This window comes from Synechococcus sp. RSCCF101 (assembly GCF_008807075.1).
Lineage (GTDB): Bacteria > Cyanobacteriota > Cyanobacteriia > PCC-6307 > Cyanobiaceae > RSCCF101.
The window spans coordinates 543,391-567,123 of sequence record NZ_CP035632.1 but is presented as its reverse complement, the minus strand read 5'-3'; the positions used below and the strand labels follow the sequence as shown (position 1 = coordinate 567,123).

Annotated in this window: 26 protein-coding genes; 17 read left to right on the top strand and 9 right to left on the bottom strand. The window is 70.2% G+C overall.

Features of this window, described 5'->3' with window-relative positions; genetic code table 11:
- Window positions 1–19: 19 nt before the first annotated feature.
- The 12 genes from EVJ50_RS02805 to cbbX all read left to right on the top strand — a co-directional run bounded on the left by EVJ50_RS02805 (window position 20) and on the right by cbbX (window position 11,863).
- The gene (locus tag EVJ50_RS02805) at window positions 20–361 is read left to right on the top strand and encodes a ribulose bisphosphate carboxylase small subunit (RefSeq protein WP_150882263.1); all 342 of its coding nucleotides are present in this window, start codon (window positions 20–22) and stop codon (window positions 359–361) included.
- Window positions 362–468: 107 nt separating this feature from the next.
- Entirely contained in the window at window positions 469–2,835 is a 2,367-nt protein-coding gene (locus EVJ50_RS02800) for a CsoS2 family carboxysome shell protein (protein ID WP_150882262.1), read from the top strand.
- 7 nt (window positions 2,836–2,842) lie between these two features.
- Complete coding sequence (locus tag EVJ50_RS02795) at window positions 2,843–4,357, top strand: carboxysome shell carbonic anhydrase (protein ID WP_150882261.1); 1,515 nt, start codon at window positions 2,843–2,845, stop codon at window positions 4,355–4,357.
- Window positions 4,358–4,360: 3 nt separating this feature from the next.
- A complete protein-coding gene (locus tag EVJ50_RS02790) occupies window positions 4,361–4,723 on the top strand; it encodes a carboxysome peptide A (RefSeq protein WP_150882260.1) in 363 nt (120 codons plus the stop codon).
- On the top strand, window positions 4,723–4,974 hold the full coding sequence (locus EVJ50_RS02785) for a carboxysome peptide B (protein ID WP_150882259.1): 252 nt from the start codon (window positions 4,723–4,725) through the stop codon (window positions 4,972–4,974). The genes EVJ50_RS02790 and EVJ50_RS02785 overlap by 1 nt, the downstream gene beginning before the upstream one ends.
- A gap of 71 nt (window positions 4,975–5,045) precedes the next feature.
- Window positions 5,046–5,603 carry a BMC domain-containing protein gene (locus EVJ50_RS15250; RefSeq protein WP_304622898.1) on the top strand — a complete coding sequence of 186 codons (558 nt, stop codon included), beginning with the start codon at window positions 5,046–5,048 and terminating at the stop codon, window positions 5,601–5,603.
- A 14-nt stretch (window positions 5,604–5,617) separates the two neighbouring features.
- Window positions 5,618–6,109 carry a ferritin-like domain-containing protein gene (locus tag EVJ50_RS02775; RefSeq protein ID WP_150882258.1) on the top strand — a complete coding sequence of 164 codons (492 nt, stop codon included), beginning with the start codon at window positions 5,618–5,620 and terminating at the stop codon, window positions 6,107–6,109.
- Window positions 6,110–6,162: 53 nt separating this feature from the next.
- Entirely contained in the window at window positions 6,163–8,022 is a 1,860-nt protein-coding gene (locus EVJ50_RS02770) for an NAD(P)H-quinone oxidoreductase subunit F (RefSeq protein WP_150882257.1), read from the top strand.
- Window positions 8,023–8,028: 6 nt separating this feature from the next.
- Complete coding sequence (locus EVJ50_RS02765; RefSeq protein WP_150882256.1) at window positions 8,029–9,531, top strand: NADH-quinone oxidoreductase subunit M; 1,503 nt, start codon at window positions 8,029–8,031, stop codon at window positions 9,529–9,531.
- Complete coding sequence (locus EVJ50_RS02760; protein ID WP_150882255.1) at window positions 9,528–10,682, top strand: CO2 hydration protein; 1,155 nt, start codon at window positions 9,528–9,530, stop codon at window positions 10,680–10,682. Before EVJ50_RS02765 ends, EVJ50_RS02760 begins: the two co-directional genes overlap by 4 nt.
- Before the next feature lie 31 nt (window positions 10,683–10,713).
- Window positions 10,714–10,962, top strand: a complete 249-nt coding sequence (locus tag EVJ50_RS02755) for a 4a-hydroxytetrahydrobiopterin dehydratase (protein ID WP_150882254.1) — start codon at window positions 10,714–10,716, stop codon at window positions 10,960–10,962.
- A complete protein-coding gene (gene cbbX / locus EVJ50_RS02750; protein ID WP_150882253.1) occupies window positions 10,898–11,863 on the top strand; it encodes a CbbX protein in 966 nt (321 codons plus the stop codon). Before EVJ50_RS02755 ends, cbbX begins: the two co-directional genes overlap by 65 nt.
- Window positions 11,864–11,880: 17 nt before the next feature.
- On the opposite strand, the gene EVJ50_RS02745 is transcribed toward cbbX, so the two are convergent.
- The 3 genes from EVJ50_RS02745 to EVJ50_RS02735 form a co-directional block, all read right to left on the bottom strand.
- Window positions 11,881–12,132 (bottom strand): DUF3136 domain-containing protein, encoded by a 252-nt coding sequence (locus EVJ50_RS02745; RefSeq protein WP_150882252.1) that lies wholly within the window; start codon window positions 12,130–12,132, stop codon window positions 11,881–11,883.
- Between the two features lie 130 nt (window positions 12,133–12,262).
- Window positions 12,263–12,670, bottom strand: coding sequence for a hypothetical protein (locus tag EVJ50_RS02740; RefSeq protein ID WP_150882251.1), 408 nt, complete (start codon window positions 12,668–12,670; stop codon window positions 12,263–12,265).
- 114 nt (window positions 12,671–12,784) lie between these two features.
- Complete coding sequence (locus tag EVJ50_RS02735; RefSeq protein ID WP_150882250.1) at window positions 12,785–13,198, bottom strand: RidA family protein; 414 nt, start codon at window positions 13,196–13,198, stop codon at window positions 12,785–12,787.
- Window positions 13,199–13,241: 43 nt separating this feature from the next.
- On the opposite strand from EVJ50_RS02735, the gene EVJ50_RS02730 reads away from it, so the two are divergent.
- Window positions 13,242–14,387: an ABC transporter ATP-binding protein gene (locus tag EVJ50_RS02730; protein WP_225323045.1), complete on the top strand. Its 1,146-nt coding sequence runs from the start codon at window positions 13,242–13,244 to the stop codon at window positions 14,385–14,387.
- A gap of 29 nt (window positions 14,388–14,416) precedes the next feature.
- Here EVJ50_RS02730 and gloB read toward each other — a convergent pair whose 3' ends face one another.
- Window positions 14,417–15,241 carry a hydroxyacylglutathione hydrolase gene (gloB, locus tag EVJ50_RS02725; protein WP_150882249.1) on the bottom strand — a complete coding sequence of 275 codons (825 nt, stop codon included), beginning with the start codon at window positions 15,239–15,241 and terminating at the stop codon, window positions 14,417–14,419.
- Between the two features lie 73 nt (window positions 15,242–15,314).
- Between gloB and hisG the strand changes: the two genes are divergently transcribed.
- On the top strand, window positions 15,315–15,959 hold the full coding sequence (gene hisG, locus EVJ50_RS02720; RefSeq protein WP_150882248.1) for an ATP phosphoribosyltransferase: 645 nt from the start codon (window positions 15,315–15,317) through the stop codon (window positions 15,957–15,959).
- Window positions 15,959–17,746 carry an ABC transporter ATP-binding protein gene (locus tag EVJ50_RS02715; protein WP_150882247.1) on the top strand — a complete coding sequence of 596 codons (1,788 nt, stop codon included), beginning with the start codon at window positions 15,959–15,961 and terminating at the stop codon, window positions 17,744–17,746. The genes hisG and EVJ50_RS02715 overlap by 1 nt, the downstream gene beginning before the upstream one ends.
- 7 nt (window positions 17,747–17,753) lie before the next feature.
- Here the strand turns inward: EVJ50_RS02715 and EVJ50_RS02710 are convergent, their stop codons facing one another.
- Window positions 17,754–18,551, bottom strand: coding sequence for an alpha/beta fold hydrolase (locus tag EVJ50_RS02710; RefSeq protein WP_150882246.1), 798 nt, complete (start codon window positions 18,549–18,551; stop codon window positions 17,754–17,756).
- A gap of 82 nt (window positions 18,552–18,633) precedes the next feature.
- On the opposite strand from EVJ50_RS02710, the gene EVJ50_RS02705 reads away from it, so the two are divergent.
- Window positions 18,634–19,137: a GNAT family N-acetyltransferase gene (locus tag EVJ50_RS02705; RefSeq protein WP_150882245.1), complete on the top strand. Its 504-nt coding sequence runs from the start codon at window positions 18,634–18,636 to the stop codon at window positions 19,135–19,137.
- On the opposite strand, the gene EVJ50_RS02700 is transcribed toward EVJ50_RS02705, so the two are convergent.
- From EVJ50_RS02700 to EVJ50_RS02690, 3 genes are read right to left on the bottom strand one after another with little or no spacing between them, the layout of a single operon-like run.
- Window positions 19,037–19,840, bottom strand: coding sequence for a TIGR04283 family arsenosugar biosynthesis glycosyltransferase (locus EVJ50_RS02700; protein ID WP_150882244.1), 804 nt, complete (start codon window positions 19,838–19,840; stop codon window positions 19,037–19,039). The two genes, EVJ50_RS02705 and EVJ50_RS02700, sit on opposite strands and share 101 nt — an antisense overlap.
- The gene (locus EVJ50_RS02695) at window positions 19,828–20,439 is read right to left on the bottom strand and encodes a TIGR04282 family arsenosugar biosynthesis glycosyltransferase (protein WP_370455567.1); all 612 of its coding nucleotides are present in this window, start codon (window positions 20,437–20,439) and stop codon (window positions 19,828–19,830) included. The genes EVJ50_RS02700 and EVJ50_RS02695 overlap by 13 nt, the downstream gene beginning before the upstream one ends.
- Window positions 20,436–21,536, bottom strand: coding sequence for a trypsin-like peptidase domain-containing protein (locus tag EVJ50_RS02690; RefSeq protein WP_150882243.1), 1,101 nt, complete (start codon window positions 21,534–21,536; stop codon window positions 20,436–20,438). Before EVJ50_RS02690 ends, EVJ50_RS02695 begins: the two co-directional genes overlap by 4 nt.
- Window positions 21,537–21,664: 128 nt before the next feature.
- Here EVJ50_RS02690 and dnaA point away from each other — a divergent pair, with 128 nt between their 5' ends.
- Window positions 21,665–23,059 carry a chromosomal replication initiator protein DnaA gene (gene dnaA, locus EVJ50_RS02685; RefSeq protein WP_225323044.1) on the top strand — a complete coding sequence of 465 codons (1,395 nt, stop codon included), beginning with the start codon at window positions 21,665–21,667 and terminating at the stop codon, window positions 23,057–23,059.
- A gap of 1 nt (window position 23,060) precedes the next feature.
- On the opposite strand, the gene EVJ50_RS02680 is transcribed toward dnaA, so the two are convergent.
- On the bottom strand, window positions 23,061–23,723 hold the full coding sequence (locus EVJ50_RS02680; RefSeq protein ID WP_150882241.1) for a ParB-like protein: 663 nt from the start codon (window positions 23,721–23,723) through the stop codon (window positions 23,061–23,063).
- Between the last annotated feature and the right edge of the window lie 10 nt (window positions 23,724–23,733).

Sequence of the window (23,733 nt, the reverse complement as noted above, 5' to 3'; positions counted from 1 at the left end):
ACCCTCAGCAAGGACTCCCATGCCGTTCCAGAGCACCGTGGGTGACTATCAGACAGTCGCCACCCTGGAAACCTTCGGCTTTCTGCCGCCGATGACCCAGGACGAGATCTACGACCAGATCGCCTACATCATCGCCCAGGGCTGGACGCCCCTCGTGGAGCACATCCACCCCAGTCGTTCCATGGCGACCTACTGGTCGTACTGGAAACTGCCCTTCTTCGGTGAGAAGGACCTCGGCGTGATCGTCAGTGAACTCGAGGCCTGCCACCGCGCTTATCCCGATCACCACGTGCGCATGGTCGGCTACGACGCCTACACCCAGAGCCAGGGTGCAGCCTTCGTGGTCTTCGAGGCCCGCTGAACGCCGCTTCGGCAATCGGGGATCTCCGGGCTCACTGACGGAGGTCTCCCGCTGTCCCGAGCGGGATGGCAACACGCGTTGGATCACTGCACACATCACCCGGGGACATGGCACGCACGTCGAGTCGCGAGGCGGCACTGGAGAGGCGCAAGGCTCTCACCACAGCCGGCAAGAAAGCCGCCGGCCGCTACACCTCGAGCCCCGAGCGCGTGCGCGGTGCCGCCGATGCCCGGCCCAGCCGCACCAAGGCCGCAGCGGTGACTCCGCGGGAGACCCGTCCGAGCACGCCCAGGACCCGCGCTGCTGCTCCCGCTCCGGCGCCGGTGTCCCTGCCGCGGCAGGAGAGCACCAGCAGAACCCTGCAGCGCATCCCCAATCCCAGCCGGGACCTGGTGCTGGCCCGCCGGGAAGCCCTCTCCAGGCGTGGCAAGCGCGCCGATGGCAGCCGCGACCGCACCCGTGTGGACGTGCATCAGGCCAGCCGTCAGGCCGCCGCTCAGGCGCCCGCCCCCACTCCGGCCGCTGCCCCTGCGACTCCGGCCCGACCGGCCGCCTCCGCCCGCTCTCTGCAGCCCGCCGACATCCAGCGCCGCAACGTCAAGCGCCGCGCCATCGAGAATCCCAGCCGCTCCCTGGTGCTGGCCCGCCGGCAGGCTCTCTCCAAGCACGGCAAATCCGCCAGCCAGTCGAGCCCGACACCGGCGTCCATGGCCCGGCAGGCCAATCCCGACCTCACCAGCCGTGAGCTCGCCCAGCGGGTCCGCGAGCTGCGCAGCCGCTCCGGCGCCTGCGGCAGCCAGCGCAGCGGCGGCACCCGACCCACAGGACCCCGCCGGGGCATCAATCGCCCCACCGAAGCCGCCGACGCCCACTGGAAGGTGGGAGCCAGTGAGACCAGCACCGGCCAGACCGTGACCGGCACCCAGGCCAACCGCTCGCCCCGCACCACCGGCAACGAGGCCAGCACCTGCCGCACCATCACCGGAACCCAGTACATGGGAGCCGAGATCTTCCGCGACTTCTGCCAGGCCGAGCCCGAACCCAGCCAACCCCTGAAGGTGCAGGTCACCAGCACCAGCCATGGCAACCGTGTGACCGGCAACGAAGTGGGCAGATCCCACAAGGTCACCGGCGATGAGCCCGGCACCTGCAAGAACGTGACCGGCACCGAGTACATCGGCGCCGATCAGATGACCAGCTGGTGCGGTGGGTCGATCCCCTCCAACCCCAAGGTGGGTCTGAGCCGCACCGAAGCCGGGCGGCCGGTGACCGGGGTGATGGTGGGTCGTTCCGAGAGGGTCACCGGTGATGAAGCCGGCTCGGCCCGGACCCTCACGGGTGATCAGTACCTCGGCCGGGACCCTCTCCCCGGCGGCCGACCGGCCGAGAAGGTGGGCAACCTCCAGACGCTTCGCGGTGCCGGCGTGACCGGCACCATGGTGGGGCGCTCCCCCCATGTGACCGGCAACGAGCCCGGCAGCTGCAAGCGGGTCACCGGAGACGAATACGTCGGACCGCAGCAGTACGAGGCCTTCTGCGGAGCGCGTCCGCAGCCCGAGGCCGCGAAGGTGGGCTTCAGCGTCACCAACCGCTCCCAGGTGGTGAGCGGCACCCAGACCGGCCGATCCGGCCGTGTCACCGGCGATGAACCGGGCACCTGCAAAGCCGTGACCGGCACGCCCTACGCCGGCCTCGAGCAGGCCGGAGCCTGGTGTGGCAAAGAGCAGGTGGAGTCGATCCGGCAGCGCACCCCCGTGGGTGCCGGCACGCCGGGTCCCGGTCTGACCGGATTGCAGCCCGGGCTCGGTGGCGTGATGACCGGAGCCGATCGCGGCGCCTGTGAGCCGATCTCCGGCACGCCCTATGTGGGCCCCGAGCACATCGGCGAGGCCTGCGGTGCTTCCACCGACAACGCCGCTGATTTCCCTCAGCCCCTGGCCGACGCCCCCTGGCAGCGGTTCAGCGTCCAGTCGCCGGCGCGGGCAGCCCAGGTGGAGCGGCAGCGGAGCCGCGCCGTCACGGGCAACCGCTACGAACAGGGCTCCCGCATCACCGGACCCTTTGACATGGCCCCGGACAAGGTCACGGGAACCGAGCAGTTCCGGTTCGACCGCCCGGGCCGTCAACCCCGGGCCCTCCCCGCCCGGCCCGAGCCGGCCGGCGCCGGCCCCGCACTGGCCGGACAGCACGATGTGGGTGCGGTCCGCACCAGCCCCAAGGTGACCGGTGAGGGCTCCTCCACAGCCCACCGCATCACCGGCGATGACTGGGACCGCGGCCAGCATGTGACCGGCACCGAGGGCGCCTCGGCCCGTCGCCGCAACCCCAGTCGCCCAGGCCCGATGACCGCGATGCCGGCCTTCGAGCCGAAGCGCAACCGGGACCGCGATCAGCCCGTCAGCCCGATCACCGGCTCCAGCGGCAACACCGAGAAGGGATCCCTCGTCACCCTGTCGGGCGGAGCCCGGGGCTGAGGTGTCCATGCGCGGAGCCCGCACCCTCCCCCAGCGACCACTGGCCCCCACGGCACCGTCCCGCCGGCAGCTGCAGCGGCCCGGCGGGGCCGGTGGCTCCGGCTCCAGGCCCCATCGGGCTCACCCCCTGACCGATCAGCGGGAGAACGCTCTGCTGATCGACTACGAAGAGCGGATCAAGGGCTGCTTCGATCGGATCGTGCCTTTGCTGCAGCAGCTGGCCAGCCTGCAGCGCGAGCCCGACTTCAGCGCCCGCGCCCAGGAGCTGGCCCGGGCCCAGCTGGGCTTCAGCCTGCCCCAGTTCGTGCTCGACCAGACCTGGGTGGAGGGGCTCGACATGAAGCGCCTCTACGCCTGGTGCGTCTTCCGCGCCTACGAGGCCATGAGCCGTGATTTCTTCGGCCATGACCCGCTGCGGGGAGCCCGCTCGCACGAGCGCACGGCGGCCATGGGCAACACCCTGCTCGAGCAGGGATTCCACCTGCTCGACATCAGCCCCTGCGCCGACGGGCGCCTGGCCCACACGGTCAGCTCCGTGCTGCGCCTGCCCTACGGCCTGGTGCGACGCCGCTCCCATGCCGGCGCGATGTTCGACGTGAGCCGCAGCGTCAAGCGCTGGGTGGGCACCGAGCACCGCCGCTTCCGTGAATCAGTGCCCAACGCCGCCACGGAACCGACCAGCTATCTGAAGGTGGTGGTGTACCACTTCAGCTCGCGCGATCCCTCCCACCAGGGCTGCGCCGCCCATGGCAGCGATGACGCCGCCGCTGCTGCCGCGGGCCTGCAGAGGCTTCAGGACTTCCGCCAGGCGATTGAGAACGGCTTCTGCTGCGGCGCGTCGGTTGATCTGCTCCTGATCGGGATGGACACCGACACCGATGCCATCCGCGTGCATGTGCCGGCCGCGGATCACGTGATCGACCTGCTCCACTGGGTCGATGGCCTGGCCCTCTACGAGGACAGCAGCAGCCTCAGCCCCCAGCAGGGCCGCGAGCTGATCGCCCAGCGCGTCGCCGAAGCGTGCCCGGGTCAGTGCGATGAGGGCATGCAGCGGTTCATCGCCCTGCTGTTGGAGCACAACATCTCCCAGATCGACCTGGTGCGCAGCCACTTCGGCGGCGCCTACAGCGATGCCGGCCACGCCGAACGCTTCATCGGCGTGGGCATCGGCTTCAAGGAGGTCCATCTGCGCAACCTCACCTATTTCGCCCATCTCGAGACGGTCGAGGAAGCCGCCTCCGACCTGGACGTGGGCATCAAGATCTTCCGCGGCCTCAACGTGTCCCGCGGTCTGCCGATCCCCGTGGTGATCCGATTCGACTACAGCGGCAGCATCCCCGGGGCCCGTGAACGCGCCATCGCCGACTGCGAGCGGGTGCGTGAGGCCATGCACGTGCGCTACGGGGATCTGTGCGATCGCGGTCTGCTGCACACCCTGCTCTCGATCCGCGACCGGGATCGGGGCGAACCGGCGGAAACCATCGCCATGTCCATCCCGCTCGCGCCCGAGGCCGCTCACTGAACGATGCTGATCTGCAAGGTGGTGAAACCCCTGGTGGCGACGAATCGGATTCCCGATTTCGAGCACAAGCACCTCCAGGTGGTGCTGGATGGCAGCACCAAGAAGGTGGCGGTGGATGCCGTGGGGGCCAAGCCCGGCGACTGGGTGATCTGTGTCAGCAGCTCGGCGGCCCGCGAAGCGGCCGGCAGCAAGTCGTATCCCAGCGACCTGACGATCGTGGGGATCATCGACCACTGGGAACCCGACCCACCCAAGGCCCCCAGCGGCTCGACCGGCAGCCCGAGCTCCGGAGCACCGGCAGCCGGCTCCCCGGCCACAGGTGCACCGGCCACAGGGACACCGTCCAGCGGAGGCGCGCGACGCTGATGGAGATCATGCAGGTGACCGGTTCCCTGGTGTGCACCGAGCGCGTGGCCGGCATCGGCCACATGCATCTGCGCCTGCTGCGCAACAACAAGGGCAAGCAGATGGTGGCGGTGGATCCGGTGGGCGCCCGCCCCGGCAACTGGGTCTTCACCGCCAGTGGCTCGGCGGCTCGCTTCGCCTGCCCGGACCCGGCCACCATCACCGATCTGACCATCGGCGGGATCATCGACCACTGGTGTCCGGACGGATGAGGCCCAGGGCCAGGCCGCCGCAGGCGCCGCCCCGGCCTCACGCTCCGCTCCCCACCACCCTTCACCGACCCATGGCCACCGCAAGCACCCCCGCCAGCCCCGATCCCAAGAGCGCCGCACCCGCACCGGCTCCGGCGGCCCTCCCGGCAGCGGCAACGCCGGCGGCCACCGGCCGCAGCACCACCAGCCGCGCGGCCAGCCCGGCCCGGACCACCACCCGCCGCAGCGCTCCGCCCGCCCGCTCCACACCCGCCAGGCGCGGCGGCAGTGCCGCCCGCGGCACCCCGCCCCGATCCAGCGGCGGAGCGGCGGCCGGCCCGGCTCCGGAGCCCCGCCCATACGGCATCGCCCTGGGCATGATCGAGACCCGCGGCCTGGTTCCCGCCATCGAGGCCGCCGACGCCATGACCAAGGCCGCCGAGGTGCGCCTGATCGTGCGCGAGTTCGTCGGTGGTGGCTACGTCACCGTGATGGTCCGCGGCGAGACGGGGGCCGTGAATGCGGCTGTCCGCGCGGGCGCCGATGCCTGCGAGCGGGTGGGTGACGGTCTCGTCGCCGCTCACATCATCGCCAGACCGCACGCCGAGGTCGAATCGGCTCTGGTGCCCACCCACGCGACCCGCTACTGAGCGCCGATCCGCCCATGACCGTGACCCCCTCTGTCCACCCGCGCGTTCTCGGCCTGCTCGGACGCGCCCTCAGCCTGGAGCTGACCGCGGTGCAGCAGTACATGACCCAGGCCAGCCTGCTGGACCTCTGGGGCGACAGCGAGTCCGCCGAACGCTTCCGCAAGGAGACGGTGGAGGAAATGCAGCACGCCGAGTCGATCGTGCAGCGCATGTTGCAGCTCGGTGCCGCCCCCGCCGCCTCCCAGCTGCGCCCCGTGAGTGTTGCCGCCGATCTGCTCGGCCTGCTGGAGGGCAACATCCGGCTGGAGGACGATCTCATCCACCATTACGCCGAGAGCCACCGCCACTGCACCCTGATCGGCGATGGCGAGAACGCCGCCTTCTTCGAGACCCTGCTCAACGAGGAGCGGGCCCACGGGCGCGATCTGGAGGAGTGGCTCAAGGCCCTGGGTGGCTCGGTCGGCCGCGGTCGGGGTTACGCCGCGTACCAACGCGCGCGCTTCTGAGGGGAACGGGCCGCTTGCCGACCTAAATTCCGGCCCGCCCCCTGCCCCAGCCCCTGAGCTCTGACCTCGCCCTGCCGACCCAGCTGAGCTGGTGCATCCCGCTCTACGGCTTCGCGGGCATGCTGCTGTCCCTGCCCTGGGCCACGGGCTGGCCGTCGCGCAACGCCTCCCGTCCGCCGGCCTACGGCAACGTGCTCCTCAGCCTGCTGGGCGTGCTGCACGGGGCGATCGTGCTGAGGGATGTGGCGAGCAACGGCGCCCGCCATCTGCAGTGGTCCTGGCTGCAGGTGGGAGATCTCGACCTGGTGATCAGCTTCGATCTCTCGACGGCGTCCCTGGGCGCGCTGGAACTGATCACGGTGCTGAGCCTGCTCTCGCAGGTGTACGCGCTCGGCTACCTCGACAAGGAATGGGCCCTGGCACGCTTCTTTGCCCTGGCGGGGTTCTTCGAGGGAGCCATGGTGGGCGTGGTGCTGAGCGACTCCCTGTTCCAGTGCTACTTCCTGCTGGAGATGCTCACCCTCTCCACCTATCTGCTGGTGGGGTTCTGGTACGCCCAGCCGCTGGTGGTCACCGCCGCCCGCGACGCCTTCCTCACCAAGCGCGTGGGAGACATCGCCCTGCTGATGGGTGTGGTGGCCCTCTCGGCCAGCTCGGGAGTGATGAGTTTCGAGGAGCTTTACAGCTGGGCGGCCGGCTCGCCGCTGCCGCCCCTGGCCATGACCCTGATCAGCCTCGCCCTGATCGCGGGACCGACCGGGAAATGCGCCCAGTTCCCGATGCACCTCTGGCTGGATGAGGCCATGGAGGGCCCAAACCCCGCCTCGATTCTGCGGAATTCGGTGGTGGTCACCTGCGGCGCACTGGTGCTGCTGCGCCTGATGCCGATCCTGCAGCAGGCACCGGTCAGCCTGGTGGTGCTCGAGCTGATCGGCACGGTGAGCGCCCTGGGGGGATCCCTGGTGGCGCTGGCCCAGGTGGACATCAAGCGGACGCTCTCGTACTCCACCACCGCTTATCTGGGGCTGGTGTTCCTCTGCATCGCCCAGCGCCTGCCGGCGGTGGCCCTGCTGCTGCTGCTCTCCCATGCCCTGGCGAAGGCACTGCTCTCGATGAGCACCGGCGCCGTGATCGCCGTGAGCAACGCCCAGGACATCACCGAACTCGGTGGCCTCGCGCCCCGCATGCCCGCCACCACGACGGCCTTCCTGGTGGGCAGCGCCGGTCTCACGGCCCTGCTGCCCCTGGGCGGCTTCTGGAGCAGCGGACTGGCCCTCGACCTGCTGACCCCGGCAGGCCTGAGCCTGGCCCTGGTGCTGCTGCTCACCAACCTGCTCAGCGTCTGGAACCTCACGCGGGTCTACCGGCAGGTGTTCCTCGGCCCGGCCCGGCCCAAGACCCGCCGCACGCCCGAGGTGAACTGGCAGATGGCCCTGCCGATGGTGACGCTCACCGTGATCGTGCTGCTCACGCCTCCGCTCATGGCCCGCCTCGATCCGGTGCCGGGCATCGCGTCGTTCTCCCCCACCACCGCCCTGCTGCTGATCGGCAGCGGCCTGGCCGGCCTGCTGGCCGGCGCGCTGCAGCCGCTGAGGAGTTCGCAGCAGCCCTGGCCCCAGCCGGCCCTGCGCTCCCTGCGGGATCTGCTCGCCTTCGACTTCCACACCGAGCGCTTCTACCGGCTCACGATCGTGAACCTGGTGGCCTTCCTCTCCCGATCGGTCAGCTGGTTCGATCGCACCGTGGTGGACGGAGCGGCGCACCAGCTGGCAAGGATCTCCCTCGGCAGCGCCGAGGCCCTGCGGCTCAGCATCAGCGGCCAGAGCCAGGCCTACGTGCTCACGGCTGTGGCCGCGATCGTGATGCTTCTGGCCGGCCTGGCCTGGGTCCTGCCCGCCACCACCTCGTTCTGACCTCCCATGCTCAGCGCCCTGCTGCTGATTCCCCTGCTCGGAGCCCTCGCCCTGGTCCTCTGGCCGGGTGAGCGGAGCCCCGAGCGGCTGCAGCGCACCGCGGCGGCGCTGCTGATGCTCCAACTGCTGTGGAGCGTGCGGGTTCTGCTCCAGTTCGATCCCCTCGATGGCGGGATGCAGATGGTCGAATCGGTGGTCTGGATCGAACGGCTGGGGCTGCTCTACCGGCTCGGGGTCGACGGACTGTCCCTGCCGCTGCTGCTGATCAATGCCCTGCTCTGCCTGGTGGCGGTGGTCTGCACCGGGCCGATCCAGAACCGCCCTCGCCTGTATTACGCCCTCCTGCTGCTGATCAGCGGTGCGGTGAACGGCGCCTTCCTGGCCCAGAACCTGCTGCTGTTCTTCCTCTTCTACGAGCTGGAGCTGATCCCGCTCTGGCTGTTGATCGCCATCTGGGGTGGAGAGCGCCGGGCCTACGCCGCCACCAAGTTCCTGCTGTTCACGGCCGTCTCCGGCGGGCTGATCCTGGCCGCCTTTCTCGGCCTGGCCCTCACCACCGGCTCGGTGGACTTCGGCGTGCATCCCCAGCTGGCCGCCCTGCTCAGCCCCGGGACCCAGCGGCTGCTGATGCTGGCGCTGCTGCTGGGCTTCGCCATCAAGATCCCGCTGGTGCCCTTCCACACCTGGTTGCCGGATGCCCACACCGAGGCCAGCACGCCGGTGTCGGTGCTGCTGGCAGGGGTACTGCTGAAACTGGGAACCTACGGCCTGCTGCGCTTCTGCCTCGGCCTGTTCCCAGAAGCCTGGAGCGATCTGGGGCCGGTGCTGGCCGGCTGGGCGGCGGTCTCGGTGCTGTTCGGGTCGCTGGCCGCCATCGTGCAGACCGACATGAAGCGGATGGTGGCCTACAGCTCGGTCGGTCACATGGGCACGGTGATGCTGGCCGCCGCCGCCGCCACACCCGTGAGCCTGAGCGGGTCCCTGTTTCAGATGCTCAGCCACGGCCTGATCTCGGCCCTGCTGTTTCTGCTCGTCGGCGTGGTCTACCGGGTCACCGGCAGCCGGGATCTCACCGTGTTGCGCGGCCTGCTCAATCCCCAGCGCGGCCTGCCCCTGACGGGGTCCCTGATGGTGATCGGGGTGATGGCCAGCATGGGCATCCCCGGGATGTCGGGCTTCATCTCCGAGTTCCTCATCTTCCGCGGCAGCCTGGCCCGCTTCCCCATCCCGACCCTGGTCTGCATGGTGGGCTGCGGCCTCACGGCGGTGTACTTCCTGCTGCTGGTGAACCGGGCCTTCTTCGGCCGGCTCACGCCGGAGCTGGTCAGTCCCACGCGCACCCTGCCGGTGGTGGCCCTCTCCAGCCAGGTGCCGGCCCTGGTGCTCACCTCCGCCATCGTGATCCTGGGCCTTCTGCCCCAGCCCCTGGCCCGCCTGATCGAAGCCAGCAGCCAGGCCCAGAGCCAGCTGCCCCGGATGCTGCAGCAGGCCAGCGGAGGCCTGCTGTGAGCGCGGCGATCGCCGCGCGGCTGCAGGAGCAGCTGCTGGCCGGCCGGACCCTGGTGGATGACACCGCCGATCACCTGCTCCAGGTGGTGGGGGTGCTCGACAGCTACGGCGTGGTGCTCGATGCCTACAGCCGCAATCTGATCGATCAGGCCCAGCGCCAGTTCCTCAATCCGCTGCCGGCCCTGCGCTTCTTCAACGGCCAGCTCACGGCGGCGGGGTTGCTGCGCCACCTCAACGGAGACCGCATCAACTTCGAGTACGCCGAATACTGCCAGAAGGCGATGCTCTGGCACGGCACCGGCGGCCTGGACGCCTATCTCGACTCGCCGGCCTTCCAGGAGACCTGCCGGGCGATCGTGGCCCATCGCCGCCGGCGGGATCCGCTGGTGCGGCTGCTGGATCCCCTCTTCCCCGGCTTCCTGCCGGAATACATCCGCTCCTCGGCCACCACCCACGCCCTCGGCCTGTTCTGGCGCGTGATGAGCGATCTGTTCGCCAGCCTGGCCGATCGGCATCGCCGGGGCCGGGTCCGCTCGGTGGACGCGGCGGTGGACACGATCCGCGACGGGCTGGTGGCGGCTGCGGCCGACCCGATCCGCTACAGCGTTCATCTGGACGGGGTCTGCTTCGAGGTGCTGCCCGCCGAGGCGGACCTGCGCTTCCTGGCGGACGTGGCCGTTCCCTATGTGGAAGCCGTGTTCCTGCGGGGGATGCCCTTCCTCGGCACGGTCTCCTTCAACGCCCAGGCGGGGCAGATTCCCAGCGAGCAGGCCGAGTTCCGCTACGGGGCGCTCTACGCCGATCCACTGCCGACCATGGGGGCCGGCATTCCCCCGAGCCTGCTGATGCAGGACATGTACCGCCACCTGCCACCGGCGCTGGACCAGTGGTATCTCAGCCATGGCCGCGGTGCGGCCGACGCCAAGGTTCAGATCTGCGTGAGCTTTCAGAAGGCGATGTTCTGTGTCACCAACGCCGCGATCCGGGGCACGTTCCCCCACCCCCTCACCAGTGAGGCGCCGGACGCCAGGCAGGCCAACCGGGCCCATGCCGCAGCCTGGGCCACCCGCCTGAGCGACAGCCGGCTCGATGCCCTCACCGACCCTGACCGACCCGGGTTGTTTGCCGATCTGGCGCAGGGCGTAGGTTGATTGCTGCAGTGTGAACGGGGGCATCCGGCGGGTGGAACAGCCATGGACCCAGCGATCGCGACCGGAACGCCTGGAGCGGCGTCTGGAATTCGAGAGCTACGAGGCCACGCGCGACTTCCTCGATCGGCTCGGCAGCCTCTGCGAGGAGCACAAGCGCTTCCCCGACATCAGCTTCGGGCGCACCTATGTGAATCTCACCCTCAGGCCCGAGTCGGATGACGCACCCCTTGGAGACGGCGACCAATCCTTCGCCGGAGCCATCGACACCCTCACCGCCTGACAGCACCATCACCCTGTCGGAGTCATACAACGCCTCCGGCATTCAGGAGGTGCTCGACCAGCTCGACCGCGAGCTGGTGGGCCTGAGGCCGGTGAAGACCCGGATCCGTGAGATCGCCGCCCTGCTGGTGGTGGCCCGAGCCCGCACGGAGATGGGACTGCCGTCGGCATCGCCGAGCCTTCACATGTCCTTCACCGGCCGGCCCGGCACCGGCAAGACGACGGTGGCGGGGCGGATGTCGCAGATCCTCCACCGCCTCGGCTACGTGAGGAAAGGTCACGTCGTCACCGCCACGCGCGATGACCTGGTGGGGCAGTACATCGGCCACACCGCCCCGAAGACCCGCGAGATCCTGAAGAAGGCGATGGGCGGCGTGCTGTTCATCGATGAGGCTTACTACCTGTACCGACCGGAGAACGAGCGCGACTACGGCGCCGAGGCGATCGAGATCCTGCTGCAGGTGATGGAGGAGAAGCGGGATGACCTGGTGGTGATCTTCGCCGGCTACAAGGAGCGGATGGATGTGTTCTATCAATCCAATCCCGGGCTCTCTTCCCGGGTGGCCAATCACATCGACTTTCCCGACTATCAGCCCGGCGAACTGCTGGCCATCGCCCGGCTGATCCTGGCTTCGGAGCACTACCGCTTCAGCGAGGCCGCCTGCGATGCCTTCCAGGCCTACATTCTGCGGCGCATGCAGTTGCCCTTCTTCGCCAATGCCCGGTCGATACGCAATGCGATCGACCGGGCCCGCATGCGTCAGGCGCGACGGCTGTTCGAGCGGATGGGCGCCCCACTGAGCCGCACCGACCTGATGACCATCGAAGCCGAGGACATCACCGCCAGCAGGGTCTTCCAGGGAGAGTTGGAGGGACTGGATCCGGCCCGGCCCCTCAGCTGACGGGCGGCCGGGGCCGATCAGGCCAGGGCGGTGAGATCGCGCCGCATCAGCACGATCAGGTAGGTGGGGCACTTGTAGCGACCGGGCAGGCAGCGGTGGAGCAGCGCCAGACGCTCCCAGCAGACCGTGCGCGCAATCTGGTCATCGCTGCGGCCGTCGCGCAGGAGTCGCCGCAATGCCTTGCAGTAGAGCGGGTATCCCGCTTCCAGCTGACCGATCGTGAGTCCGGAGGTGCCGGTGGCATTCGGGGAATCCTGAGCCTTGACCACGGCAACCTCATCAGGTGATGTCCAACCCTATGAAGGGATCGGGCCAATCCCATGTCTCGGCTGAGACAGCACGGGGCGGCGCAACGGAATGTCACAAAACAATGCAACGCTGAACTGGAAGACCAGACCATCAGCTGCCTGGACCCAACCCAGCCATGTGCAGGACCACCTGGGCCCCTGAAGCCAGAGCCACCTCCTCGATCTGCCGGATGGGCCCCTGCAGCCAGCGCGCCACATCGACCATGTCGCTGAGGCGAAGCGGTTGGCCCATCGCAGCCGGGAGGGCCCCTTCGCAGGCTTCCAGCCACAGGTCCCAGTCGGTGCTGTCGCCCGCCAGGGGCAGTTGAAGGGTCAGCTGCAGCCGTTCACTCGGATCGAGCAGTGTCACGCTGATCCGCTCACTGGTGCTGATGGCATACAACCGGCTCCACCCCTGGCTGATGAACGGGGCCGCCGCCATGTCCCTCAGCTGCAGAACAGAGACCACATCCCCCCGCTTCGAGGAGGGGAGGCTGCGGGCAGGTGAGGTGGCGGCCATGGGGCGAAGCCGGACGGACTGGATCGACGATTGAAGCGTGATGCAGCGATGCAGCTCGAGGCGTTGCGGGGGACACAATGTCCGTACGTGCTCAAGCGGTTGGGGGAGCCGATCTCAACCCTGCTCGCTGCCCAGCCAGGCCACGCAGTCGATCTCCACTGCCGCCCCCTTGGGCAGGGCCGCCACCTGCACGCAGGCGCGGGCGGGGGGGACCGGTCCCTGGAACACCTCGGCATAGATCGCATTGACCCGGGCGAAGTCCGCCAGGTCCACCAGGAAGACGGTGGTGCGCACCACCTGGTCGGGGCTGGCCCCCGCCGCCGCCAGCACAGCGGTGAGATTGCTCAGCACCTGGCGCGTCTGAGCCTCCACGTCCCCCTCGCCGACCATGGCACCGCTGGCCGGATCCAGGGGGATCTGCCCGGAGCAGTGCAGCCAGCCACCGGCCCGCACCGCCTGGCTGTAGGGGCCGACGGGAGCGGGTGCCCTCTCGGTCTGCACGGACACCGGAGCGAAGGAGGAGGCCATCAGAACGCCACTAGGCTGCCGCAGTGTCGCAGGAGGGGAGAGGGTGCAGTCCCCAGCACAGCAGGTCTCCACCATCGAACCAGGCTCCGTCATTGAGCCGGCCGTGACGGTGCAGGACCTGTGGCATCGCTACACGAGCGGGGGCGACTGGACCATCGCCGGCCTCAGCCTGGACCTGGCTCCCGGCGAACTCGTGGGCCTGCTCGGGCCCTCAGGCTGCGGCAAGACCACACTCCTGCGCCTGATCGCCGGATTCGAGTGCCCCAGCCGGGGAACGGTCCGGATGGCCGGGCGGGATGTGGCCGGTGCCGGACGCTGGCTGCCGCCGGAGCGGCGCCGGGTGGGGATGGTCTTTCAGGACTACGCCCTCTTCCCCCACCTGGATGCCTGGGCCAACGCCTGCTTCGGGCTGCGGGCGGGTGCAGATCGCGATCGGGTCCGCTGGCTGCTGGAGCTGCTCGGGCTGGAGGGCCTGGCCCGTCGCTACCCCCACGAACTCTCCGGCGGTCAGCGCCAGCGGCTGGCCCTGGTGCGGGCCCTGGCGCCCAGGCCGGCGGTGCTCCTGTTGGATGAACCCTTCTCCAACCTGGATGTGGAGGTGCGGCTGCGGCTGCGCAGTGAGCTGCAGGGGGTGCTGCGGGAATGCGGCACCAGTGGCCTGCTGGTCACCCACGACCCCGAGGAGGCCCTGGCCGTCTGTGACCGTGTCGCGGTGCTGGAGAAGGGTGTGCTGCAGCAGTGCGCCACGCCGCACGAGCTGGTCGCCCGGCCGGCCACCCCCTTCGTGGGGCGCTTCGTGCTCCAGGGCAATCTGCTGCCGGCCGGGCGAGACGGCGGAGGGATCAGCACGCCGCTGGGCCCGATGCAGTGGCTGGAGCCGCCGGCCGTCGGCGCCGGCCCCGCCGCCGGCTCCAGCGAGGTGCTCATCGCCCAGGCGGATGTGGCCTTCACCCCGAGCCGGGAGGGCCGGGCGGAGGTGATGGGCCGGGAATTCCTCGGTCAGGACTGGCGCTACCAGGTGCGCTGCGACGCGCTGCGGCTGCGGCTGCGGCTCCCCCTCTCCGAGGATCTGCCGCGGGGCTGCCGCGGGGATCTGAGCCTGCGCCAGGGCGCCCGGGGCCAGCTGTTCTGCGGCGGTGAGCCGCTGCCGGTGATGGCCGTTGCCGCCGCCGATCCCAGCCCGGACTGAGGCGTTCGATCGCTCGGGTCCGGGGCGGCTCAGCCCTGCCAGCGATCCTTGGAGGCCCGCAGGGCGCCGAGTTCCTCGGGCGTGCGGCTGGTGAGGAAAAGGTTGCTGCGCCGCTCCTCCGCCAGCAGGCCCGGCACGGTGGGTCGTCCCGCGGCAGCACAGGCCATGGCCCAGGCCAGCCGCTCGCGCACGGCCGCGTGATCGGGCCGCTCGCTGGCGGCCCAGCGGTAGTTGCTGAGGGTGTATTCGTGGGCGCACCAGATCCGTGTGCGCGCATCGAGCGCCGCCAGCTGCTGCAGGGAGGCGTGCATCTGGGCGGGCGTGCCCTCGAACAGACGGCCGCAGCCACCGAGGAAGAGGGTGTCGCCGCAGAAGAGCTCGCCGCCACCGGCATCGACATCGCCATCCCCGCAGGCGCTGACGGGCGCGACGTGATACGCGAGGTGGCAGCGGGTGTGACCGGGCACCGCCATCACCCGGATGCGGCGGCCGAGCAGCTCCAGAACCTCGCCGCCGCGCAGGGATCGGTCCTGGAAGGGGATGCGCTCGCGATCCGCTTCCGCGGCCCACACCGTGGCGCCGGGCCAGCGGCGCTTGAGCTCAAGGCTGCCGCCGATGTGATCGCGGTGGTGATGGGTCTGCAGGATCCCCGCCAGCTCCAGGCCACGCTGCTCAAGCCAGCGGCGCACCGGGCCCGCCTCGCCGGGGTCCACCACCAGCGCCGAAGGACCGTGGCAGGGTCCGGCGGGATGCAGGACAAAGGCGTAATTGCCCGAGAGGATCGAGATCGCCGTCACCTGCGTGGCGATGGCGGAACCGTCGGCCTGCCGGACAGAGCGGCTCGGGGTTCCCATTGGTGATGGTCTGAATCGTTACAGTCCCCACACGAACACATGGCGTCACAAGGGCCACGCCACGGAGGTGCGAATGATCACCGTAGCCCTCGCCAAGGGAGCGCTGCTGGCCGATTCGGTGAGTCGCTTCGCCGCGGCGGGACTGGATTTCTCCGCCCTTCTGGACGGTCAGAACCGGCAGCTCATGGTGCCCAGCCGCTGCGGCAGGGCCCGGGCCCTGCTGGTGCGGAACGCTGATGTGCCCGTCTACGTGGCCTACGGACGGGCCCAGCTCGGCGTCGTCGGCGACGACGTGCTGCGGGAACACCAGCTGCCCGTCTCCCAGCTGGTGGATCTGGGGTTCGGTGGCTGCCGCATGGCAGTGGCGGTGAAGCAGAAGAGCGGGTACCGCAGCAGTGCCGACCTGCCGGCCCACTGCCGCATCGCCAGCAAGTTCATCCGCTGCGCCACCGCCCACTTCAGCGCCATGGATCTGCCGGTGGAGGTGATTCATCTCACCGGATCGGTGGAGCTCGGGCCGATCACCGGCATCTCCGAAGCGATCGTGGACCTGGTCGCCACCGGACGCACCCTCCGGGAAAACGGCCTTGTGGCGATCGAAGACCTCTTCCACAGCACGGCCCGCCTCATCGGTCATCCCCTGTCCATGCGTCTGGACCGGGGCGAGCTGCAGGACATCGCCGACCGCATCACCGCCGCCACCCCCGCCACCGTCTGATGGCCCGCAACGACCTCCACCACCTGGGCCGTCTGGTGCCCTACCTGCGTCGGGACCGTCGCCGGCTGCTGTTCACCCTGATGCTGCTGATCCCCGTCGCCCTCTCGGCGGCGCTGCAGCCCTGGCTCATCGGCGAGGCGATCTCGGTGCTGCGGGGTGAATCGGGCGTGAGCTGGCTCAGCGACCGGCCGGTCGGTGCAGCGCTGCGTCTGCTGGTGCTGATGCTCTCGGGCACCGTTCTGGTGCGCCTCGCCCTGCTCGGGCTCCAGAGCTACAGCGTGCAGTCGGTGGGACAGCGCCTCACCGCCCGCATCCGCGAGGACCTGTTCCGCCACGCCCTCAGCCTGTCGCTCCGCTTCCACGACCGCACGCCCGTCGGCAAGACCCTGACTCGCCTCACCAGCGATGTGGATGCCCTGGCCGAGGTGTTCGGCAGTGGTGCGGTGGGGATCCTCGCCGATCTGGTGACGCTGCTGGTCATCGCCATCACCATGCTCTCGATCGAGCTGAGGCTCGGGGCCCTGCTGCTGGCCACCCAGATTCCCGTCACCGTCGCCGTGATCTGGCTTCAGCACCGCTACCGCCTGGCCAATTACCGGGTGCGGGAGGAGCTGGGCCAGCTCAACGCCGATTTCCAGGAGAACCTCCAGGGCCTGGAGGTCGTTCAGATGTTCCGGCGCGAACCGTTCAACAGCGAGCGCTTCGCCGGCACGGGCGGGCGGTACCGCAGCGCAGTGAACCGCACCATCTTCTTCGACAGCAGCATCTCGGCCCTGATCGAGTGGGTGGCCCTGGCCGCCGTGGCGATGGTGCTCTCCCTCGGCGGCTGGATGGTCACCAGCGGCGCCATGGGCCTGGGCACCCTCACCACTTTCATCCTCTACTCCCAGCGTCTGTTCAACCCCCTCCGGCAGATGGCGGAGCGCTTCACCCAGATCCAGGGCGGCCTGACCGCCGTGGAACGGATCGGTGAACTGATGGAGGAACCGATCGAGATCATGGATCGCCCCACGGCCCATGCCGCCCTCGATCCGAGGCCCATGGCGACAGCGGGCGAGGTGGTGTTCGAGGACGTGAGCTTTGCCTATCGGCCGGATGAGCCGATCCTGCAGAACCTCAGCTTCCGGATCGCCCCCGGCGAGCACGTGGCCCTGGTGGGGCCCACCGGGTCTGGCAAGAGCACCGTGATCCGGCTGCTCTGCCGCCTGTATGAACCCCAGCAGGGCCGCATCCTGCTCGATGGCACCGACATCCGGGATCTGCCCCAGCACGCCTTGCGCGAGCGGCTCGGGGTGGTGCTGCAGGACACGTTCCTGTTCAGCGGCAGCGTGGCGGACAATCTGCGTCTCAGCAGCCCCCTCAGCGATGGCGAGCTGGAGCACCTCTGCCGGGAGCTGGGCCTCGATCCGCTCGTGCAGCGCCTTCCCCAGGGGCTGGCCACCGAGCTCCGGGAGCGGGGGGCCAATCTCTCCTCGGGCGAGCGACAGCTGCTGGCGGTGGCCCGGGTCGCCGTGCGCCGGCCGTCGGTGCTGGTGATGGACGAGGCCACAGCCTTCATGGACCCCTCGACCGAGGCCACCCTGCAGCGCGACCTGGACCGGCTGCTGGAGCGTCGCACCGCGATCGTGATCGCCCACCGGCTGGCGACCGTTGAGGCGGCCGATCGGATCCTGGTGCTGCAGTGCGGCCGGCTGGTGGAATCCGGCACCCACCGGGAGCTGCGCCGCAACCAGGGCCTCTACGCGGAGCTGGCCCACCTGCAGGAGCGCGGCCTGGTCTCCCTCTGAGGCCGGCTCAGAGCCCGAGACCCGCCAGCCAGTCCTGGATCACCGCCACCAGCTCCGGGCCGGAGCGGCGCAGGGGAAGATGCCCCGCACCCTCCAGCACATGCAGGGCATGCCCGGGTGCATAGCCGGCCAGATGCCGCACGTAGCGGGGGTCCATCACCCGGTCGCGGCTGCCGCAGATCCAGAGGCTCGGCACCGTGAGCGCACCCACCAGCTCAGGAAGCTGCCGCACCGCCCGCTCCGTGGTGCTGCTGAGCAGCAGACCCATCGCCGTGCGCCGCTCGGTGGCCAGCGGACCGGCCACGCCATCGAGGGCCGGCCAGCGACCGAGGGAGGTGGGACGAACCAGCACCGCCCAGCGCCCCGCCCGGCGCAGGATGCGGAAGGGTCTCGGCTGGTAGACGCCGCCGCCTGCCGCCAGCTGAACCATCCCCGCCAGCTGGGGGCCGAGGTCGCGGGCGGCGTGGAGCGCGATGCTGCCGCCGAGGGAATGGCCCATCAGCACGATCGGTGCACCGGCCGCCCGCCGCCGGGACTCCGCCGCCAGCCAGTGGCCGTAGGCCGCCAGGGTCGGTTGCAGACCGGCCGGGCGGGGCGCGGTGCCGCAGCCCGGCAGATCGGGCGCCCAGACGCGCCGGTGGCGGCTGAGGGGCTCGATCACGGGCTGCCACAGCCTGCCGCTGAGGAGCCAGCCGTGCACCAGCACCAGCAGGGTGTCCCCGCCGGCCTCCCCCGGACCGGCGGCAACGGATGGCTGCAGGGTGGAGGCGGTGGACAGGGATCGGCCGTCGCCGGGCCCGTTCATGCTGGCCGACGGTCCGCCGCGACCGCCCGCTCCCGGCGACGATCCGCCAGGATCGTGATCCGGTGTTGCCCAGGCCAGGCCCTTGACCGCCCTTGTGGCTCCCTTCGACAGCGATCTGCAGCAGGCCTACGGGCCTTCGGCCTGCCTGTGCCCCTGCCGGAACGAGACCCTGACGCTGGTGCTGAGCCAGGACCGGACCATCGACCTCTACGAGCTCGAGCGGCTGCTGGAGTCGGTGGGCTGGAGCCGCCGGCCGCTGCGGCGGGTGCGGCGGGCCCTGGAGCACAGCGTGATGGTGGTGGGCCTGTGGCGGCACGATCCCCGCATGCCCCGGCTGATCGGGTTCGCCCGCTGCACCGGCGACGGTGTGATCGAGGCCACGATCTGGGATGTGGCCATTCATCCCAGCTACCAGGGGGCAGGCCTCGGGCGAGCCCTGATGGACTATGTGCTGGCTGAGCTGCGGCGGCGGGAGGTGGAGCGGGTCAGCCTGTTCGCCGATCCTGGCGTGGTGGACTTCTACGCGCGCCAGGGCTGGGATCTGGAACCGCTGCAGCGGCGCTGCGCCTTCTGGTACGCGACCTGAGCCGAGCCGGCGCTCCGTAGTACAGGCCGGCCAGCTGATCCGGCGGCAGACCCCGCCGCCAGCGGCGCCGCAGGCGGTGGTTGAGCCAGGCCGCACGCCAGACTCCGTGCCGCCGCCAGCGACGGCCATCGCAGAGCAGGGGCAGACCCAGGCTGGCGATCCGGCCGCTCCGGCCCAGGCGCTGCACCAGATCGAGGTCCTCCATCAGGGGCCAGGGGCGGAAGCCACCCACCTCCTCATAGAAGGCCCGCGGCAGCAGCAGACCCTGATCGCCGTAGGGCCGATGCAGCAGCCGGGTGCGCAGGCCCACCGCCAGCTCCAGCAGCCTCAGCGACCAGCCGGCACCCTCCACGGCCAGATCGAAACACCAGGCGCGGTGTTGCGCCGCATCCCCATGCAGGCAGGCAGCCACCGCCGGCGCCCAGCCCGGCGGCAGGCGGCAGTCGGCATGGAGAAACCAGAGCCAGTCGCCGCGGCTGCGGCGGGCGCCGAGATCCAGCTGAAGTCCCCGACCGGGGGCGGAGGCGAGAACGGTGGCACCCGCCAGCCGGGCGATCGAGGGCGTGGCATCCCGGCTGCCCCCATCCACCACGATCACCTCGCTGTCCGTGCCGGGCAGAGGTGCCGCCGCCAGATCCGCCAGCAGCAGCGGCAGGCGCGGCGCCTCATCGAGCGCCGGAATGATCACGCTCAGCCGCGCCACGAGGCCAGATCGCTCTTTCGGTCGAGATCATTGCGGGCCATCAGCAGGCCCGCACGCCAGCCATGGGCGGCGGCCCGCTCCAGCGTGGCGGCCTGCACGCCGGGACCACCCCAGGGGATGCCGGAGAACAGCCAGGCCGGTGCGCTGCGCAGACCGAGCAACCAGTAACCACCATCGTCCGAGGGACCGAGCACGATCGGGTGCTGCTCCAGCAGCCGGCCGGCCCGCTCCAGGTCCTGGCACTGCAGCTGCGGCAGGTCCGTGCCGATCAGCAGCACCCCGCGCCGCCCGTCGGTCAGGGCCGCCAGCGCCTGGCGCCTGAGCCTCACACCCAGGCTTCCACGGCCCTGATCACAGGCGGCGGGCAGGCCGAGCTGCGTGCGCCAGCGGCGACGGGCATGGGGTCCGGCGCCGGAGACCGCCAGCAGCACCTCCATCCCGAGCTGCCGCTGGGCCTCACGCAGCACCGCGGCGGTGTGACCGGTCAGACGCCGCTGGATGGCCGCCGCCCGCCGTGGACCCAGATCCGCCGCCAGACGCCGCTTGCAGCGCAGCGGCGCCGGCCAGCGGGCCATGGCCACCAGGCGCAGCCCCCTCACCCGCGGCGGGGCAGTTCCTGGGGCTCCACGGTCAGGGTCTGCCGTTCGCCCTGCCGCTCCACCACCAGGGTCATGGCCTCGCCGACCCGGCCGCGATCCACCGCCACCTGCACCTCGGAGGGATCGGTCACCGCCTCGCCGGCCACCTCCACGATCAGATCGCAGGTCTCGACGCCGCCGCGGGAGGCCGGGCTGCCGCCGACCACCTCCACCACCAGCACACCGACTCTCTCGGGCACCGTGCATTCGGCCTCGGTGGCGTTGATCTCCCGCGCCAGCTGCGGGGTCAGCGCCTGCAGGCGCACCCCGATGTAGGGATGGGAGGCCTCCCCCTTCTCCAGGATCTGGGCCGCGATGCGGCTGGCGAGGTTGATCGGCACCGCGAAGCTCAGGCCCGCACCCGGCGCGTTGCGGATGGCGGTGTTGATGCCGATCACCTCACCGCGACCGTTGATCAGGGGCCCGCCGCTGTTGCCGGGATTCACCGCGGCGTCGGTCTGGATGAACGGGACCCGCAGGCCGTCGGCCACGGCGTTGGTGCGCTCCACGGCGCTGATGATGCCGGAGGTCACGGTGTTGTTCAGCCCCAGCGGGTTGCCGATGGCGATGGCGGTCTCACCCGGCCTCAGCTGGGAGGAATCGCCCAGGGGGGCGACCGGCAGATCGGTGGCCACCACCTTGACCAGCGCCACATCGGTGAGGGGATCGCTGCCGAGCACGCGGCCATCGAAGCTGCGGCCGTCGGGCAGGGTCACACCCACCTCATTGGCCCCCTCCACCACGTGGGCGTTGGTGAGGATCAGGCCATCGCTGTGGCTGATGAAGCCGGAGCCCTGACCGGCCTGCTGCTGGATCGACGGCCTGCCGCCGAAGAGGCCCCCCAGGGGATTCACCACCCGCTTGACCGTGTCCAGCCGCACCACGGAGGGGCCGACCCGCTCCACGGCGGTGACGATGGCGTTCTCGCCGCTGGGCAGGGGCTGGGGCCGGGGAGCGTTGCTGATGCTGGGCTCCACGCGGACCGGCTCCGGGCGCTCGCTCAGCCCGGGCAGCTCCCGGATCGAGTTCAGGGGCAGCCCGCAGCCGCTCAGCACCATCAGTCCGACGGCCGCCGCAGCACAGTTCAGGGGGCGCCGGGCGGCGCTGGGGACCGGCCATGGGAGTGGTGTGGGGCGCATCAAGAGCGTCCGGAGGATCTGCGTATATTCGAGCCTCCCGGGTGAGGGTGTGCGTGCCGCAGGCAGAGGAGCTCTGGCAGAACGTGCAGCACGCTCTGCAGGCGAACCTCAGCAAGCCAACCTTCGAAACCTGGATCCGGCCGGCCCGCTGCGACGGACTGCGCGGTGGCGTGCTGCACCTGGTGGCCCCCAACAACTTCGCCTGCGGCTGGGTGCGCAAGAACTACCTGAGCACGATCTGCAGCGTCGCCAGCGAGATCGCCGGGGAACCGATCAGCGTCTCGGTGAGCAGCGAGCAGGGCGAGAGTAGCGAGCCGGTGCCGGCCGAGAACGGGGCCGGCCCGGCGGCGCCGTCGGTCAACGGGCAGGAGCGGGTGCCGGCACCGGAGCGGCGCACGCCGCGGCGCATCCTGCCCAACCTCAACCGCCGCTACGTCTTCAACCGCTTCGTGGTCGGTCCCAACAGCCGCATGGCCCATGCGGCGGCCCTGGCGGTGGCCGAAGCCCCGGGGCGGGAGTTCAACCCCCTGTTCATCTGCGGCGGCGTCGGCCTGGGCAAGACCCACCTGATGCAGGCCATCGGCCACTACCGGCTGGAGATCGATCCGCAGGCCCATGTCTGGTACGTCTCCACCGAACAGTTCACCAACGACCTGATCCAGGCGATCCGCAAGGACGGCATGCAGGCCTTCCGCGACCGCTACCGCGCCGCGGATCTGATTCTGGTCGACGACATTCAGTTCATCGAGGGCAAGGAATACACCCAGGAGGAGTTCTTCCACACCTTCAACGCCCTGCACGAGGCCGGCCGCCAGATCGTGCTGGCCAGTGATCGTCCCCCCAGCCAGATTCCGCGCCTGCAGGAGCGCCTGATCTCCCGCTTCTCCATGGGGCTGATCGCCGACATCCAGACCCCGGACCTGGAGACCCGCATGGCCATCCTCCACAAGAAGGCCGAACAGGATCGGGTGGTGCTGCCTCGCGACCTGATCCAGTACATCGCCGCCCGCTTCACCTCCAACATCCGCGAACTGGAGGGAGCCCTGACCCGGGCGGTGGCCTTCGCCTCGATCACCGGCATGCCCATGACCGTGGAATCGGTGGCGCCGATGCTCGACCCGGGCGGCTCGGGGATCGAGGTCACCCCCCAGCAGGTGATGGACAAGGTGGCCGAGGTGTTTCAGGTGAGTGTGGAGGAGATGTGCAGCAGCAGCCGCAAGCGTGCCGTGAGCCAGGCCCGGCAGGTGGGCATGTATCTGATGCGCCAGGGCACCGATCTGAGCCTGCCCCGCATCGGCGACACCTTCGGCGGCAAGGACCACACGACCGTGATCTATGCGGTGGAGCAGGTGGAGCGGAAGCTGGCCAGCGATCCGAAGCTGGCGGCCCAGGTGCAGAAGGTGCGCGATCTGCTCCAGATCGACTGCCGCAACCGGGTCTGAGTCAGCCCTGGGACTCCCCCTTCCAGCCGGGAAGGTGGGATGCCGCCGCCGAGCGGGTCAGGGCCCGGGCCGCGGGCAGCGCCGGTTCGAGCCGGGCCGAGCTGAAGGGCGGCAGGCAACGGCTGCGCAGCCAGGCACCCCAGCGGAACTCGTGATATGGGATGTGGGGCTGGGGCTGGATGCGACTCTCCTGCTTCAGCTTCCAGACCAGGCTGCGGTAGGGGTCGTCCTGCAGATCGGTGAGGCTGCGGGGCAGCACATCCGCCAGAAGGGGACCCTGGCCGCGTCCGTCGTACAGGTAGAGCCAGCCGCGCTGATCGAGCAGCCGCAGGCACGCCAGCCTGTCGCTCTCCTTCAGGTTGTGGGCGATGTAGGCGAAGACCAGGCCGTCGCCGTCCAGCTCGATCAGGGCCCTGAGGCGGTGGTGGCGATCGAGCATCCAGAGATCGCCTGCGGCGTTGCGCACCAGGGGAACCGGCTTGCGCCGCAGGTACTGGCGCCGCTGCTCAGCGGGCTCGAGGGCGAAGTCCCTCTGGCGGCTGTGCACCTCCGCCAGGCCCACGCAGAGCTGGGTCGGCTGCAGCGCGCTGATCGGCACCTCCAGCAGGTCGCTCTGGCGCCCCGGTGGCGGAATCGTCTGATACGGGCTTAACCGCAGGGCCACGCGACCGTGA